General features: G+C 35.3%; 9 protein-coding genes. 7 read left to right on the forward strand and 2 right to left on the reverse strand.

The features are described from left to right. Positions 1-15 precede the first annotated feature (15 nt). The 3 genes from P5P89_RS18190 to P5P89_RS18200 are packed head-to-tail and all read left to right on the forward strand — an operon-like array spanning position 16 to position 4,428. Entirely contained in the window at positions 16-1,671 is a 1,656-nt protein-coding gene (locus P5P89_RS18190) for a peptidase domain-containing ABC transporter (protein ID WP_278009582.1), read from the forward strand. Positions 1,672-1,673: 2 nt separating this feature from the next. Continuing rightward, positions 1,674-3,029: an HlyD family secretion protein gene (locus P5P89_RS18195; RefSeq protein ID WP_278009583.1), complete on the forward strand. Its 1,356-nt coding sequence runs from the start codon at positions 1,674-1,676 to the stop codon at positions 3,027-3,029. Beyond that, positions 3,010-4,428 (forward strand): TolC family protein, encoded by a 1,419-nt coding sequence (locus tag P5P89_RS18200; RefSeq protein WP_278009584.1) that lies wholly within the window; start codon positions 3,010-3,012, stop codon positions 4,426-4,428. Before P5P89_RS18195 ends, P5P89_RS18200 begins: the two co-directional genes overlap by 20 nt. Before the next feature lie 69 nt (positions 4,429-4,497). On the opposite strand, the gene P5P89_RS18205 is transcribed toward P5P89_RS18200, so the two are convergent. Further along, positions 4,498-4,854: a hypothetical protein gene (locus tag P5P89_RS18205; RefSeq protein ID WP_278009585.1), complete on the reverse strand. Its 357-nt coding sequence runs from the start codon at positions 4,852-4,854 to the stop codon at positions 4,498-4,500. 59 nt (positions 4,855-4,913) lie between these two features. Next, the gene (locus P5P89_RS18210) at positions 4,914-5,837 is read right to left on the reverse strand and encodes a phytanoyl-CoA dioxygenase family protein (RefSeq protein WP_278009586.1); all 924 of its coding nucleotides are present in this window, start codon (positions 5,835-5,837) and stop codon (positions 4,914-4,916) included. A 264-nt stretch (positions 5,838-6,101) separates the two neighbouring features. Between P5P89_RS18210 and P5P89_RS18215 the strand changes: the two genes are divergently transcribed. The 4 genes from P5P89_RS18215 to P5P89_RS18230 all read left to right on the forward strand — a co-directional run bounded on the left by P5P89_RS18215 (position 6,102) and on the right by P5P89_RS18230 (position 15,251). Next, the gene (locus P5P89_RS18215; RefSeq protein WP_278009587.1) at positions 6,102-6,962 is read left to right on the forward strand and encodes a ligand-binding sensor domain-containing protein; all 861 of its coding nucleotides are present in this window, start codon (positions 6,102-6,104) and stop codon (positions 6,960-6,962) included. A gap of 77 nt (positions 6,963-7,039) precedes the next feature. Next, positions 7,040-10,105: a hybrid sensor histidine kinase/response regulator transcription factor gene (locus tag P5P89_RS18220; RefSeq protein WP_278009588.1), complete on the forward strand. Its 3,066-nt coding sequence runs from the start codon at positions 7,040-7,042 to the stop codon at positions 10,103-10,105. A 682-nt stretch (positions 10,106-10,787) separates the two neighbouring features. Then, the gene (locus tag P5P89_RS18225; protein WP_278009589.1) at positions 10,788-12,185 is read left to right on the forward strand and encodes a cadherin repeat domain-containing protein; all 1,398 of its coding nucleotides are present in this window, start codon (positions 10,788-10,790) and stop codon (positions 12,183-12,185) included. A 33-nt stretch (positions 12,186-12,218) separates the two neighbouring features. Next, on the forward strand, positions 12,219-15,251 hold the full coding sequence (locus tag P5P89_RS18230; RefSeq protein WP_278009590.1) for a SusC/RagA family TonB-linked outer membrane protein: 3,033 nt from the start codon (positions 12,219-12,221) through the stop codon (positions 15,249-15,251). Positions 15,252-15,257: the final 6 nt, after the last annotated feature.

Genomic DNA, 15,257 nt, shown 5'->3' on the forward strand with positions numbered 1-15,257 from the left:
TTATTATATAAATTCATGACACCATTAAAACGTTTTTACAATCTACTTCATCTTGACAAGCGCGATGTATATCAAATCATTTTTTATGCTGCTTTTGCCGGATTAGTAAACCTTTCACTGCCTTTAGGGATTCAGGCAATTATTAATTTTATCCAGAGCGGACAGCTAAGTGTTTCCTGGATTGTACTTGTAATTTTGGTTACAATTGGAGTTGGTTTCGGAGGAATCCTGACCATCTTACAGCTTCGAATAGTAGAAAACCTGCAGCAGCGAATTTTTGTGCGTTCTTCATTTGAGTTTGCCTACAAGATGCCTTTGATTAAATTTAAGGAAATGTATTCAGAATATGCCCCGGAAAAAGCCAATCGCTTTTTTGATACTTTAACGGTGCAAAAAGGAACTGCAAAGCTTTTACTGGATTTTTGTACTGCTTTTTTACAGGTTGGTCTGGGAATCATATTATTGGTTTTGTACCATTCTTTCTTTACCGTAATCGGTCTTTTGTTTATCGTAATTTTATATGTCATTTTTAAATTTTCATATAAAGATGGACTTGAAACGAGCCTTAATGAATCAAAATTTAAGTATAAAGTAGCGGCCTGGCTTCAGGAAATTGCACGTAATCGTGATAGTTTTCGTAAAAAAGGAGGTTTTGAATATGCGCTGGAAAGAAACGATGGTTATGTAAGCAAGTACCTGAATTATCGTGAAAAACATTTTCAGGTTATGAAAAAACAATATATTCAGCTGATTATTTTTAAAGTTATTGTTACAGCTGCCCTTTTGTCTATTGGTGGTTTCCTGGTAATTCACCATCAAATGAACATCGGGCAGTTTGTGGCAGCTGAAATCGTTATTGTTTTATTAATTAATTCGGTAGAGAAAATTATTTTCGGACTGGAATCTTTCTATGATGTACTGACATCATTAGAAAAAATTGGACAAGTAACCGATATGGAAACGTCTTGTATTCCGGAAACATCTGCAGTAACTGAAACAGGAATAAACATCGAAACTGAAAGTGTAGGTTACAATTATCCGGAGCACAATAAAAAATCGCTTAAAAATATCAACCTGAAAATAAATCAGGGCGAAAAGATCATTTTAAGGGGAACAAACGGCGCCGGAAAAAGTACTTTATTGCGTTTATTGTCAGGTTTGCTTGAACCGGAAAGCGGTGCGATGTATGTAACGGATAATTATATGAATCGTCTTAACGAGGATACTTACAAGGCACAGGCAGGAACTTATTTACAGGGAGATACACTTTTTGCAGGAACCATTAGAGAAAATATTCTGTTTGGGAATGATACACTTAATAATGATGATCTTAAATGGGCTTTAGATAACGTAGGGCTTACGCCGGATATTAAAACATTCCCTAACGGGCTTGAACATCAGGTACATCCGGGTGGTAACGAACTTTCGGCTTCAGATATACAGAAAATTCTTTTGGCACGAAGTATTGTTCATAAACCTAATATATTATTCCTTGAAGATCCGGTTGATAAAATGGACGAATTGACCTCAGGTAAAATTATCGATTTTTTACTTTCTGAACAAAATGAGTGGACGGTAATTGTAACTTCCAAAAATGATATCTGGAAGAACAAATGTAACCGTATGATAACGATCGATGACGGAAAAATTATTAACGACATAAAGCTTTAATCATGCTCAATATATCTAAAGATAATAATGTACTGATAACTCCGGGCAAATACAAATCTATTACCAGCGTTGCCCGCAGACCGCATTATAAAATTTTAAACAGGGTTATCATAGGGTTTTTGATTTTTCTGATTGCATGTCTTTTTCTGCCATGGACACAGAATATCTCAGGAAGTGGTTCGGTAACTACTTTAAAACCAGATCAAAGACCGCAAACGGTTCATAACGCCATTGCCGGAAGAATCGAAAAATGGTATGTGCAGGAAGGTGATTATGTGAAAAAAGGCGATACAATTGTTTTTATTTCTGAAGTAAAAGAAGACTATCTGGATCCAAATCTTGTTGGGAACACAAAACAACAGGTAGATGCTAAGAAAATGGCGGTTGAATCCTATGGAGATAAGGTGAATTCACTTGATGTTCAGGCGCAGTCACTTAGTACTGAAAGGGAGTTAAAATTACAGCAGGCACAGAATAAAATCAAACAAGCCCAGTTGAAAATCAAGAGTGATAGTATGGATCTTGAAGCGATAAAAACGCAGTTAAGAATTGCTAAAACCCAATTTGACCGTTCAACAGCGCTTAATAAAGAAGGTTTAAAGCCACTTACAGATGTTGAACAGAAAAGATTGAAACTTCAGGAATCTGAAGCATATATCGTTACACAGCAAAATAAGCTTTTGAGCAGTAAAAATGAATTAATAAATGCAAAAGTCGAAATAAACCGAATCACAGCTGAGTACACTGAGAAAATCTCGAAATCAAAAAGCGATAAGTTTACTGCATTAAGTACACAATACGATACAGAAGCTCAGGTAAATAAACTGGAGAACCAATATGTAAATTACCGCATTAGAAATGGTTTGTACTACATTACAGCGCCACAAAGCGGATATGTAAACCGTGCTTTGCTTGCAGGTTTAGGAGAAACAATCAAAGAAGGGACTCCAATTGTCAGCATTATGCCGGCAAGTTATGATATTGCGGTAGAAACCTATGTTGATCCTATCGATCTGCCATTGGTGCACCGTGGCGCAAAAGTACGTGTCTGGTTTGATGGATGGCCGAGAATAGTATTTTCGGGCTGGCCTGGGTTATCTTATGGAACTTATGGAGGAAAAATTGTCGCAATCGAAAATTTTATCAGTTCTAATGGAAAATACAGGGTTCTGGTTTCACCTGACGGTCCTGATAATAAATGGCCAAAAGAATTGAGTATAGGGGCAGGCGCACAAAGTATCGCATTGCTGGAAACCGTTTCAGTAGGGTACGAAATATGGCGTAATCTGAATGGTTTTCCTCCAAATTATTATAAAGCAGACGAAAAAGAGGCGAAGGATGGCAAAGACAAAAAATAAATTGAGACATGCTGCAGCGCTGTTTTCTTTCTTGTTTTTATTCGGCTTTTCTAATTTATACAGCCAGGATTTTAATAAAGAAGAACTGAGTTACAGCGAGTTTTTAGGATATGTAAAAAAATATCATCCGCTGGTAAAGCAGGCCAATCTTGAGATTAGTACTGCTCAGGCTGCATTAATGCTGGCTCGTGGGGGATTTGATCCTAAAATTGAAGTCGATTACAATAAAAAAGAATTTAAAGGTACAGAGTATTATTCGCTATTAAACAGCAGTTTTAAAATTCCAACCTGGTACGGAATTGAAATCAAAGCCGGTTTTGACCAGACAGATGGACAATACTATAATCCGCAGAATCGTACTCCTGAAGCCGGTCTGACTTCTTTAGGAATCAATGTTGCCTTAGGACAGGGAATGTTTATCAACCAAAGAATGGCAGATGTACGGGAAGGAAAACTGCAGGTAAAACTGAGTGATGCGCAGCGAAAACTAAGGGCAATCGAGGTTTTATACAAAGCCAGCGAAGCATATTTTGAATGGAGGAAAAGTTATAATGAAGCTGAGTTATATAAACGATATCTGGGCTTTGCAAGCACGCGTTTTCAGGGTGTAAAAAAACTGATTGAACTGGGCGATGCGCCATCAATTGATAGTGTAGAAGCCGGAATTACTGTTCGAAACCGTGAATTAAATGTAGAAAACGGAAATTTGAAATTAGCGAAAGCAAAATTGAACCTGTCGAATTATTTATGGATCGAAAATGTACCTGTTGAACTGGATGATAGTGTTAAACCGGAAGAAAATTTAATTAAAACCCTTGAAGAAACGCTGAGAACAGATTCCATGATGGTTGATGTTGAAACGCTGGATTCTCATCCAAAAATACAGGCTCTGGAAACCAAAATGTCAATTCTTGAAGTTGGAAGACAGTTAAAAGCGAATTCATTGCTTCCAAAATTAAATGTGGGCTATAACTATATTTCTGAACCTTCCTACTTCAATTCTTTCAACGCCGATGATTATAAGTTCAATGTTGATTTTAGTATTCCGATTTTTTTGAGAAAGGAACGCGGAAGCCTGAAACTGGCAAAATTAAAAATTCAGGATTTAAAATATGATATAGATCAGCAGCGACTGGAACTTAAAAATAAAATTAAAGCACAGCAGACTGAAATTGCTTCTTTGAAAAGGCAGAAAGGTGTAATTGATAATCTGGTAAAAGATTACATGACAATGCTGAATTCGGAAGAAAAACTGTTTTCCTTCGGTGAAAGTTCTATATTTCTGATTAATTCCAGAGAAAATAATCTGGTGAGTGCCAAACTATCACAAATTAGCATTGAAAATCAGTTTTACATTTCAAATGCCGAATTGTTTAAAATACTTGCAAATCCTGATTGATATTTTTTTTCTTTTCCAGGCCACTTATTTATTCAGGTAAAATAAGTGGTTTTTTATTTCAACACTTACTTAGTTCAACAGTTCAGAAGTTGTTGTTCTAATGCAATGTTCGGTTCCCAGATAAAGCGGATTTCCATGTTTTTCTGACCAGAATCCTTCCAGTAAATCTTTGGTGATACAGCGGTAAACGGCAACTCCTTTGTATGTTTTTTTATCTTCACCTTTATAACTGAAATTAATTACCAGGATATTATCTTTAAAAAAACCGGAACCTTTTTGTTCATGATTACCGATCATCCATTTGGCTTTAATGCGGTTGTTTTCATCAAGAGAAAGTGTCAGTATGCCTTTGTAAGTCATTTCATCAGAACCGTCCTGATTGCTTCCGGAAATGGAATAGCTGCCAATTAAATCTTGTATTATCATTACTTGTTTAGGTTTTAAAAGAAATAGGCAAATATATTAAAAATAACATTTTGACTTCTTTATAGCCATTCTCCTGAAGTATTATAATCATTTGGCAAATAAGTAAGATACTGAACCATTCTTGGTGTTTTCCCTTTGTTTGCTGTTGCGCAATGTGGTAAAGCGTTGTTCCATATTATAAAATCGCCTGCATTGCCTGCAACAGGTTTTGGTCGTAATGTTTCAACAGCTTTTTCCCTTGGATTTTCATCAGGACCAAGATCATCCAACCATTGATTTATTTGATTGTGGAAACCCGGAACACAATGAAATGCACCATCATCAGGTCCGCAATCAGTTAGATAAAGCAGACCCTGAAGTCCGAATGTGAGTGGTTGTTTTAAACTGGTATCCCAATGAATCGGGCTTCCTAAAAAAGTAAACTGATTGTTTTCAGGCGGATTAAAGCTTACTTTGTCAATTGTTTTATAAATGTTGTTAGTTTTATAAAGCTGCTCATAGGCTTTTTTTATTATAGGAGAAAATCGGTTTTTATTTAGGGTTTCATGGTCAGAAAAATTAAGCATCAGCCCTTTCTGATCCTCATGTCTCACATACCAGGTTTCTTTTTTATCGGGATCCATTTGTAGGTATTCCCAGATAGCCTTTTGTGTAGCTTCGCAGTCTTCTTTTGAAATAGCATTTTTTACCACTACATAACCATTTTTTTTCCAGAATTGAAGGTCCTCTTCAGTAAGTACATTTTCTGTTAAATCTTCTATTTCAGTGGCAATGTCCTTTTTTCTTCCATTAACCCAGGATTTGAAATCTTCAAAATCAGGCTTTTGGGTGTATAAAAATTGTAAAGTGTCCTCCATGCTTATACCCAGTCGAAATAAAGTTTTAATTTCATTGTTCCAGGTGTAGTTATCCTTTTTTTCAGAAGAAAAATGATCAGGATTTACTGAGCGTTTCCATAAATTTTCAAGAATATTCCAGGGCATATCTGTTAGTTTTGAGGTTATTAAAAAACGAAATCAACTCAAAAATAATTATTTTGATTAAAATACTTGTTTTTTATTCAATGTAATGCAAATACTAAATTTATGTTTGAGATTTTATTAATAATATATATATATCTAAAATTATAGTTTTTTATCTTTTTTATTGTAATTTTTTAAATTATTGATAATTTTAGTGTTTAATTATGCTTTCTAATTTAATATAAACTAATCTTGAAGAATTTTTTTATAACATTGATTTTATTAATGGGATTTTACGTACCAGTTTCTTCACAGGAAACTCAGGTGAAATTTCTTGATATTTCAGATGGTCTATCCAATAATTCGGTTGTGACCATATTTCAGGATACAGATGGATATATGTGGTTTGGAACCTATGACGGACTAAATCGATATGACGGCTATAATTTTAAGGTATTCCGTAACCGGATTAATGACAAAAAGTCGCTGCCTTTTAATACGATTTATAACATCGAAGGAGATTCTAAAAATAATATTTGGATTGGCGGTGCAAATGGTGTCTGTGTTTACAATAAAACCAGTGCTGCGTTTCATCCTGTTAAACATATTTCATTAAATAAAAAGCCTGAAATTGTCAAAGATATAATTCATCAGGTAAAAGCTATTTCTAAAAACAGTGTTTTAGTTGCCTCCCAAAACTTAGGCTTACTTGTATTTGAAAACGGTTCTTTTGTCGGAAGTAGCGTTCCGCTTCTGATGTCCGGAAACAGAAATGTAGTTCATAATTATGATGCAGTAGCTGTTCAAAATGATACGAAAAACAATCGGTGCTGGATATATGTCAGGAATGTTGGGCTTTGTGTATATAACAATGATTCAAAACGGCTAAAAGTTATTTTTCCGTTTGCTGTAGAAGTAAAAACCCTGGAACTAGCTTCAGATGGAAACCTTTGGTTTGGAACAGATGAGGGGCTTTTTCTATTTAACACAAAATCAGGTTTTTTCTCTGAGAATTACTTCTCTGGGAGATGTACAGTTTCTGACATTCTTATCGATAAGAAAAAAGAAATGTGGGTGACTACAGATGGGAATGGTATTTATAAAGTTACAGGAAAAGAAAAAAAGCAGTTCTGTACAGTTCTGTAAAAGAAAACAAACTCTTAAAAAGTAATTCTGTCTGGAGCATTTACGAAGATAAAGCAGGAAATAAATGGATTGGTACTTTGCGTGGCGGAATCAGTATGCTTAGCAATTCGGCAGTGTATTTTAAAACAATCCGGTACAATGCCAATGATCCTGCAGAGAATTTTATATTATCATTCTGCGAAGACGAAAAAAACAATTTATGGGTTGGAACAGACGGTGCAGGACTGAAATACTGGGACCGCAGGACAAATACCTATATTAATTATGGAAATAAGCTTTCGAGTAAATTTATAACGGGTATTGTAAGGGATAATAACAATGAAATATGGCTTTCTACATGGGGAGGCGGTGTAAACAGGATTAATCCGAAAAATAACTCAGTAACACCCTTTTCATGTTACAATCCTGTTACGAAACAAGTAGAAAAAAATATTTGGTTTGTTTATAAAGATTCAAAATCAAATATTTGGGCAAGTGCAACAAACGAAGGTGCATTGTATCTTTTTGACCGTGTTAAAAGCAGTTTTGTGCTTTTTGATAAATCAATAAATAATCTGCAGTGCATGACAGAAACGTCAGACGGCAAGCTCTGGGCCGGAAATTATTCTGTGCTGTATTCTATCGAAAAAGAATCCAGGAAAATCAATAAAGTGACCATTGGCAATCCTGTTCGCTGTATTCATGAAGACAAAGATAAAAACCTCTGGCTTGGAACGCAGGAGGGAGGCTTACTGCTGTTTGACCGAAAAACGAATTCGTTTAAAAGGCTTACTACAGATGACGGACTTTCTTCCAATACTATTTTGAGACTGCTTGAAGACAAAGAAGGAAATCTATGGATGAGTACTTATAATGGTATTTGCAGGTTTGATAAGAAAAGAAAGACTTTTAGGAATTTCTCTGTAAATGACGGTCTTCAGAGCAATCAGTTTAGTTTTAATGCCGGGATTAAATTGTCTACAGGCGAATTTCTGTTTGGAGGTATAAATGGTTTCAATAGTTTTTTTCCCGGAGATATTAAAAGTTTCAGTCAGGAAAACCATCTGTTGCTTACAGACTTTTACGTAAATAATCAGCCGATTGAGGAAAGTAAAGCGGAGATTGACAGACACTCAGATAAAATAAAAGAAGTGAGTTTAGATTATGACCAAACCACTTTGTCACTGGAATTTGTCGCTTTAGATTTTAACAATGCAGATAAGATTAATTATGCTTACTTGTTAGATGGCTGGGATCAGCAATGGAATTATGTAGGGCAGAACAGAAAAGCCAATTATTCCAGATTGCCTGAAGGGAAATATACTTTTAAAGTAAAAACCACCAATTTCAAAGGAGGCTGGAATAAAGAGGTTAGTTTAGTTTCTATCCAGGTTTTACCGCCATGGTACAGAACCTGGTGGGCATATTCTTTGTATTTACTGGCAATTGCCGGAGGTCTTTTTGTATATCTGGATTATCAGAAGAATAAAGAAAAATTAAAATACAAGGTTAAAATTGCAGAGCTTGAAAGTAAAAAAGAAAAGGAAATTGCAGAGAAACAGTCGTCAATGTTTACTTATATTTCACATGAATTCAGAACACCACTTTCACTGATTATAAATCCATTGAAAAAAGCGGTTCAGAAAGAAAGTGTTCAAAATGGTTCTTCCGGAAGTGATTTAGCGATTGCACACCGAAACGCCCGCCGGCTTTTGAGTCTGGTCGATCAGCTTTTGCTTTTTAGAAAAGCTGAAAATGATGCAGATTCTCTTCGCTTATCTCCTATAAATGTCAATAATCTTTGTAATGAAGTATATCAGTGTTTTGTAAATCAGGCGAAAGACAAAAATATTGAGTACAATTTTACTATTCCGGATCATGAAATTGTGATTATTGGGGATTATGAAAAAATTGAGATTTCATTATTTAACCTGATGTCGAATGCTTTTAAATACACCTCAATTGGTGGAAAAATTGATCTTAAACTATCAGAGACAGATGATGAAGTTCACCTTGAAATTACAGATAACGGTGACGGAATCGATAAAAAAGATATTGAGGTGATTTTCGAAAAATTCAAACAAATCAATTCGAAAGTTTCAATTGGAACCGGTTTTGGAATCGGGCTTTATATTGTAAAATATTTTACAGACAAACATAAAGGAACCGTAAGCTGTACCAGTCAACCTGGTAAAGGAAGTACATTTAAACTGACCTTTCTAAAAGGCGACAAACATTTCGAAAATGCAGAGATTACCAATGACGTTCAGAAAAGAAGCCAGCTGTTTGATGAATTGATTATTGATGATTCGGGAGATAATACATCTGAAAATACACTTTCTGAAGCCGATTTGCAAAAAGTGATGCTTACAGAAAAACGAACCGTTTTAATTGTAGATGACAATACTGAAATCAGAAACTACTTAATCAAATTATTTGCTGAGAATTATATCGTGTATAGTGCTGAAAATGGTGAAGAAGGTTTAAAATTGACCAAAAAGCACATGCCGGATCTGGTTATTAGTGATATAACGATGGAAGAAATGGACGGCCTTGAGCTGTGCAGAAAAATAAAGGAAAGCAATGATTTATCGCATATTCCGGTGATTCTGCTCACGGCTTCTAAAAACCCTGAAACACATTTGCAGGGAATAAACGATGGAGCTGATGACTACATTACAAAACCATTTGATGATGAAATACTTGTTGCTCGTGTTGAATCCTTATTGAAAAACCGAAGCAATCTGCGGACATACTTTTTAAACAGTATTACTTTAAAAGAGAATACTCAGAAAGTACCGGTTGAATACCAGGAAATTTTGAAAAAATGTATTGACATTGTAGAAGCCAACATTCATAAAAAAGATTTTACGATTAAAACCTTTGCACTTGAAATGGGTATGAGCCACAGAACGCTTTATACTAAAATCAAAATTATTTCCGGACAGACTTTAAATGCTTTTATCCGTTCGTTGAGAATCCGAAGAGCTGCCATGCTCATGCTTACCGAAGATATTAATATTGCACAGGCAAGTGCCGAAGTTGGTTTTGAAGATCCTAAATATTTCAGGCAGCAATTTGTGAAGTTATTCGGAATGACCCCATCTGAATATATTAAGAAATATAAAAGTTCTTTTAATTCTGATTTGAATATTATTAAATAATTGCCTTTCCCATAAAGCTATACCTAATTTTAAAACAGTTCTCCATATCTACTGAAAGCAGGATTGGAATGTAACCTCTTCAAAATTCTTATCATGAACCAGTCAAAACGAGTAAATAGCTTTGATTTATAAGCAGTAAATCCAGTTTGTTAGAATATTCATAAAAGCACTTGGTAATTGTGTTATGTGTAAAAAAAAGATTCTATTTTTTCGTACTTCTTATTTTTTAAGCCTAAATAATCGCTAGTTGCGAATTTGACCTCCTTTTTTTTCCATTTTACCCCTTATCAAAAGTGGGAATTACATATTTCTTTGCAGGTAATAGTAGCATTTTAAGTTGTGTTACTATATTATGTTGTAAGTGTTAGTTTTTGAGATAAGTTTTTGATCTGTTTAAAGAATTGAGCGTTCTTTAAAATAATATGATAAGAGTGGTTTTCTCTTATTTACTTATCTGCCCGCAGTAAAATGCTGCGGGTTTTATACAAAAGTTAGATACCTGTAGAGGTCTTATAAATAATAATAACTGACTATTAACCAAACCAAAAATAAATATGAAATAATCCATAAGTAAGTTACACTCCTGTTTGCCCCAAAAAAAACAGAGATAAGAATAACCTACATTAACAATAATACCTTTAAGAATAAAAAAAACAACTAACCTAACCTTAAAATGAAAGAAATGAAAAAAAATGTATTTTTATTTTTTCTTGCTTTTTTTGCCCTTCTGTTTACAGGATGTCAAAATAATGAAGCTGATTTTCCAAGTTCTGACGACCCTACGATAGTGGTTGCAACAACAGAAATTTATGGTGCCCCAACCAGAAAATTTGAAATAAAGGCCGCTTTGGCAGATGACCTGGGGCTAAAAAGTGTACAAATTCAAATACCTGAATTGTCACTTGATAAAGTCATTACGTTTGCAACAGAGCCTTTGCTTAAAACCTACGACTTAAGTTATTTTTTTGAGGTTCCTGCTGACAGAGGTACTTCTGAAACTTTTAAAATCAAATTAACGATTACAGATGTTTCCGGTAATACTGTTAATAAGGAAATTGACTTGCGCCTGGACGGAGAATTTGCTGCTCCGGCAATAAGTATGATGTCTCCAAAAGAAGGTGCCGTTATTTTATTATCGACAAGTAATATCATGCCGGTAAATTTTGTTGTGAATGATGATTCAGGTATCGATTATGTTCAGATTAAATGTGACGCTCTGCATATCGACGAAACAATTAAGTTAGAAGGTTCACCGCAAACATATACATTCAGCAAAGAATATGTTTTACCTCTTACTGCAGCAAATTATATATTGACAATTACGGCTTTAGATAAGTTTAAAATTCCTAATAACGGAAGCTTAAACATCAATATTGTCGCTACTAATGAATATCCTGCTCTTTATCTTTGCGATCAGCCAAAAGGGACTAATCTTGTAAGTGATGCTGTTGGTGTTCCGATGTATTTTCACGAGAAAAGCGGACAGGATTTTGAATTTAAATATTATGCCGATAAAGACAATAAAGAAATTTATTTCTTAGGACAGGAATCTGACTTTGGTCCACACTGTTTTGGATTGGATGGGTCAGGAAACATTATTGATGATGTTGCTTCAGCACCAATTATTTTACCTACAAAAGGATATTACCTAATAAAAGTAAATCCAAATACATTAAAATATACTGCAACTAAATATACACCAACAAGTAAGGTATGGGCTGATGTGGCCAACGGATTATGGCATGATGTTGAGGCGCAAAGAAGACCTTTCGTTAGTGTTTGCGGAGGCGGAATTCAGGGTGCAACCTGGGACACTTGGGATGCATGGGTTCAGAAAGGGCTGCATTTAGCAAATAACCCGGATAATCCTTATCAATTAGTGGGAGAATATACATTGACAGGAACTATGGAAGCTACTTTTACAGGTCAATGGTGGAGCCCTTCATGGAGACTTATCAAAAATGGTATTGCAACAATGTCACCGGGTGAAAACGGTAATGCAAAATATCCTGCAGCTCCGGGTGTTTATAAAGTAGTTCTGGATACTGAACTTGAAAGAGCCTTTATAACAAAAAAATAATTTGTTATCTCATTATAAATAAAATAGCTAAATATGAAATTTAAAGATATATGGTTTTTTATTGCCTTACTATGCAGTACAGCATCGTTTGCGCAAATAACAATCAAAGGAACTGTAAAGGATAAAGCCAATGTGCCGATTCCGGGTGTGAATGTAATGGTCAAAGGGACTTCTAACTCAACAGCAACAGATTTTGATGGGAAATACTCAATTTCTGTTCCTAATGCAAATACTCAGATTGAATTTTCTTTCATCGGTTTTGCAACTAAACTCGTTCCTGTTGGAGATAAAACTACTTTGGATATAACATTAGATGAGTCTAGTCAGGTGTTGGATGAGATTGTAGTAGTAGGATATGCTTCTGTAAAAAAGAGCGATGTAACCAGTTCTATTTCTTCAGTAAAAGGAAAAGAACTGCAGACAATGACAGTTGGTAACGTAACCGAATCTTTACAGGGTAAAGTAGCTGGTGTTCAGATTACCGGGCAAGGTGGTCCGGGAGCACAGCCAAGGGTATTGATTAGAGGTATTTCAACTCTTAATCTTGGTACAGATCCGCTTTATGTAGTCGATGGTATTCCGATGGGAACCAGTATCAACTTTTTAAGTAATAACGAAATTGAGTCCATGGAGGTTTTAAAAGATGCTTCTGCAAGCGCTATTTACGGCTCTCGTGCCTCAAACGGTGTAATTCTTATTACTACGAAAAAAGGTAAATCAGGAAAAACAAGATTTACTTTTGACCTGAGTTCGGGTATGCAGATGATGAACAATCCGTATGATATGGCTGATGCTGAAGGCTATGCTAACATTATGAATACGGCTTATAATAATTCGGGATATTCAGATTATTTACCAAATGCTTCTCAGTACAGAGGAAAAACAACAGACTGGTGGGGTGCAGGAATCAGAAAAAGTTCTCCTGTAACGAATGCTTCTTTAGGAGCTTCGGGAGGTTCAGACAAGCACACGTATGCTGTTAGTTTAAACTATTACAATTCAGAATCGATGTATGAAATAGGAGGATGGGAAAGAATCACGATGAGAATCAATAATGATTTTAAATTCTCAGATAAATTCTCCGCAGGAGTTACTTTAAATCCACGTTATGAAACCTGGGGAGGTCCTGGAAACTGGGCTGATTTTGTTAAAATTGATCCTATTACGCCAATTTACAAACCGGCAAACCAGTTAACCGGATTAGAAAATGAATATAGTATCTATGCACGTTCTCCTTCGTATGTATGGAATCCGGTTGCTGCCGTAAAAAGATATGATGATTATACAGATCAGTATAACTTGAATACAAACGGATATTTGCAATATACGCCAATAAAAGGTCTTGTGATCCGTACTCAGGCTTCTATAGAAGTGGGTAATAAAGTACAAAGTATATTTAGACCAGATTTCATCATTGATGCTGCTCACGAAAAAGCAGAAATTAATAGCGTTGAGAGAAGAGCGACAACAAACCATGACTGGACATGGCAGAGTACTGCAACGTATTCAAGAACATTTGCTGACAAACACAATGCTTCATTAATGATTGGTAGTACAATGGAAGAGTATAATGGTAATGATGTCTGGGGATATGGAGAAGGCGTTCCTAATAATTCAGAATCAATGAGAGAAGTAAATGCAGCTACTAAAAACCGTGACAGCGAAGGTAATAGCTGGTCTAGTTCTATAATGTCATACATTTCTCGTTTTTCTTACAACTATGACAGTAAATATTATTTTACAGGTACTTTCAGACGTGATGGTTCTTCAAAGTTCATGGCAAATAATAAGTGGGCTAATTTCCCTTCTGCTTCTGCATCATGGAGAATTTCGAATGAAGGTTTTATGGAAAATACTAAAGAAGTAATAAGCGATCTTAGATTAAGAGCAGGTTGGGGTAAAGTAGGTAATCAGGGACTTCCAGCTTCAGTTTATCAGTCTAATATCGGACAAGGTTATTACGTAATCGGGGGTGAAATGGTAGATACTTCTTACCCATCTTCTATGGCAAACAAAGATATCAAATGGGAAACCGTTGAAGATATCAATTTTGGAATTGATTTTAGTTTGTGGCAAAATAAATTTTCAGGTTCATTAGAATACTATCAGAAGAAAACAAACGATATGTTATTTAAGAAACAATTTCCAACATACAGTGGTTTTCCGGGATATGCAACAATCTGGACGAACGTAGGTTCTATGCAGTCAAGCGGTATAGATTTATTGCTTTCGTATAAAAATAAAAAAGGAGATTTCTCCTATGGTGTAGATCTGACTTTTACAACAGTAAATGTAGAAATGGTTTCTTTGTCAGCTGAAGGGGAAAGGCTTTACGGAGCAGGAAACAGAACTTTGACGGTTAAAGGCGATGAACCTGGTTATTTTTACGGGTATGTTGCAGACGGATTATTTCAGAATCAAACCGAATTGAATGCTCACACAGATGAACACGGAACTAAATTACAGCCTTATGCAAAAGCGGGTGATATTCGCTTCAAAGATTTGAATGGAGACGGAAAAATAGATGAAAAAGACAGAACTAAAATCGGTTCACCTTGGGCAGATTACAATGTGGGTCTGAATCTGAATTTTGCTTACAAGCAATTTGATCTGGTAGCTAATTTTTATTCAAGCATCGGAAATGATATTGTAAACCAAAACATCTCAGATTTGTATAACGGCGCAAGTTTAACAAACAAGGTAGCCGGTTTAGATCAGATGGCATGGCATGGCGAGGGAACTTCTAATTCTATTCCTCGTTTATCTAAAGATGACAATAACGAAAACTACACTAAGTTCTCTTCTTTCTATGTAGAAGACGGTTCGTTTGTTCGTATGAAGAACCTTCAGTTAGGCTACACGTTCCAGAATAAATTTGGCTTAGACAAATTGAGGATATCATTGTCAGGGCAAAATTTATGGACATGGACAAACTATTCTGGTGTTGATCCTGAAGTTGCAGGAGGTGATCCTAAAAAAGATGATGGAGTTAAAGGATCAGGTTTTGGCGGATGGAATTATCCGGTTCAGCCAACAATTTTGATGGGTCTTAATGTAGCATTTTAATAATAG

Origin of the sequence: Flavobacterium gyeonganense, from assembly GCF_029625295.1 — a bacterium.
In the GTDB taxonomy this organism is placed as follows: Bacteria; Bacteroidota; Bacteroidia; order Flavobacteriales; family Flavobacteriaceae; genus Flavobacterium; species Flavobacterium gyeonganense.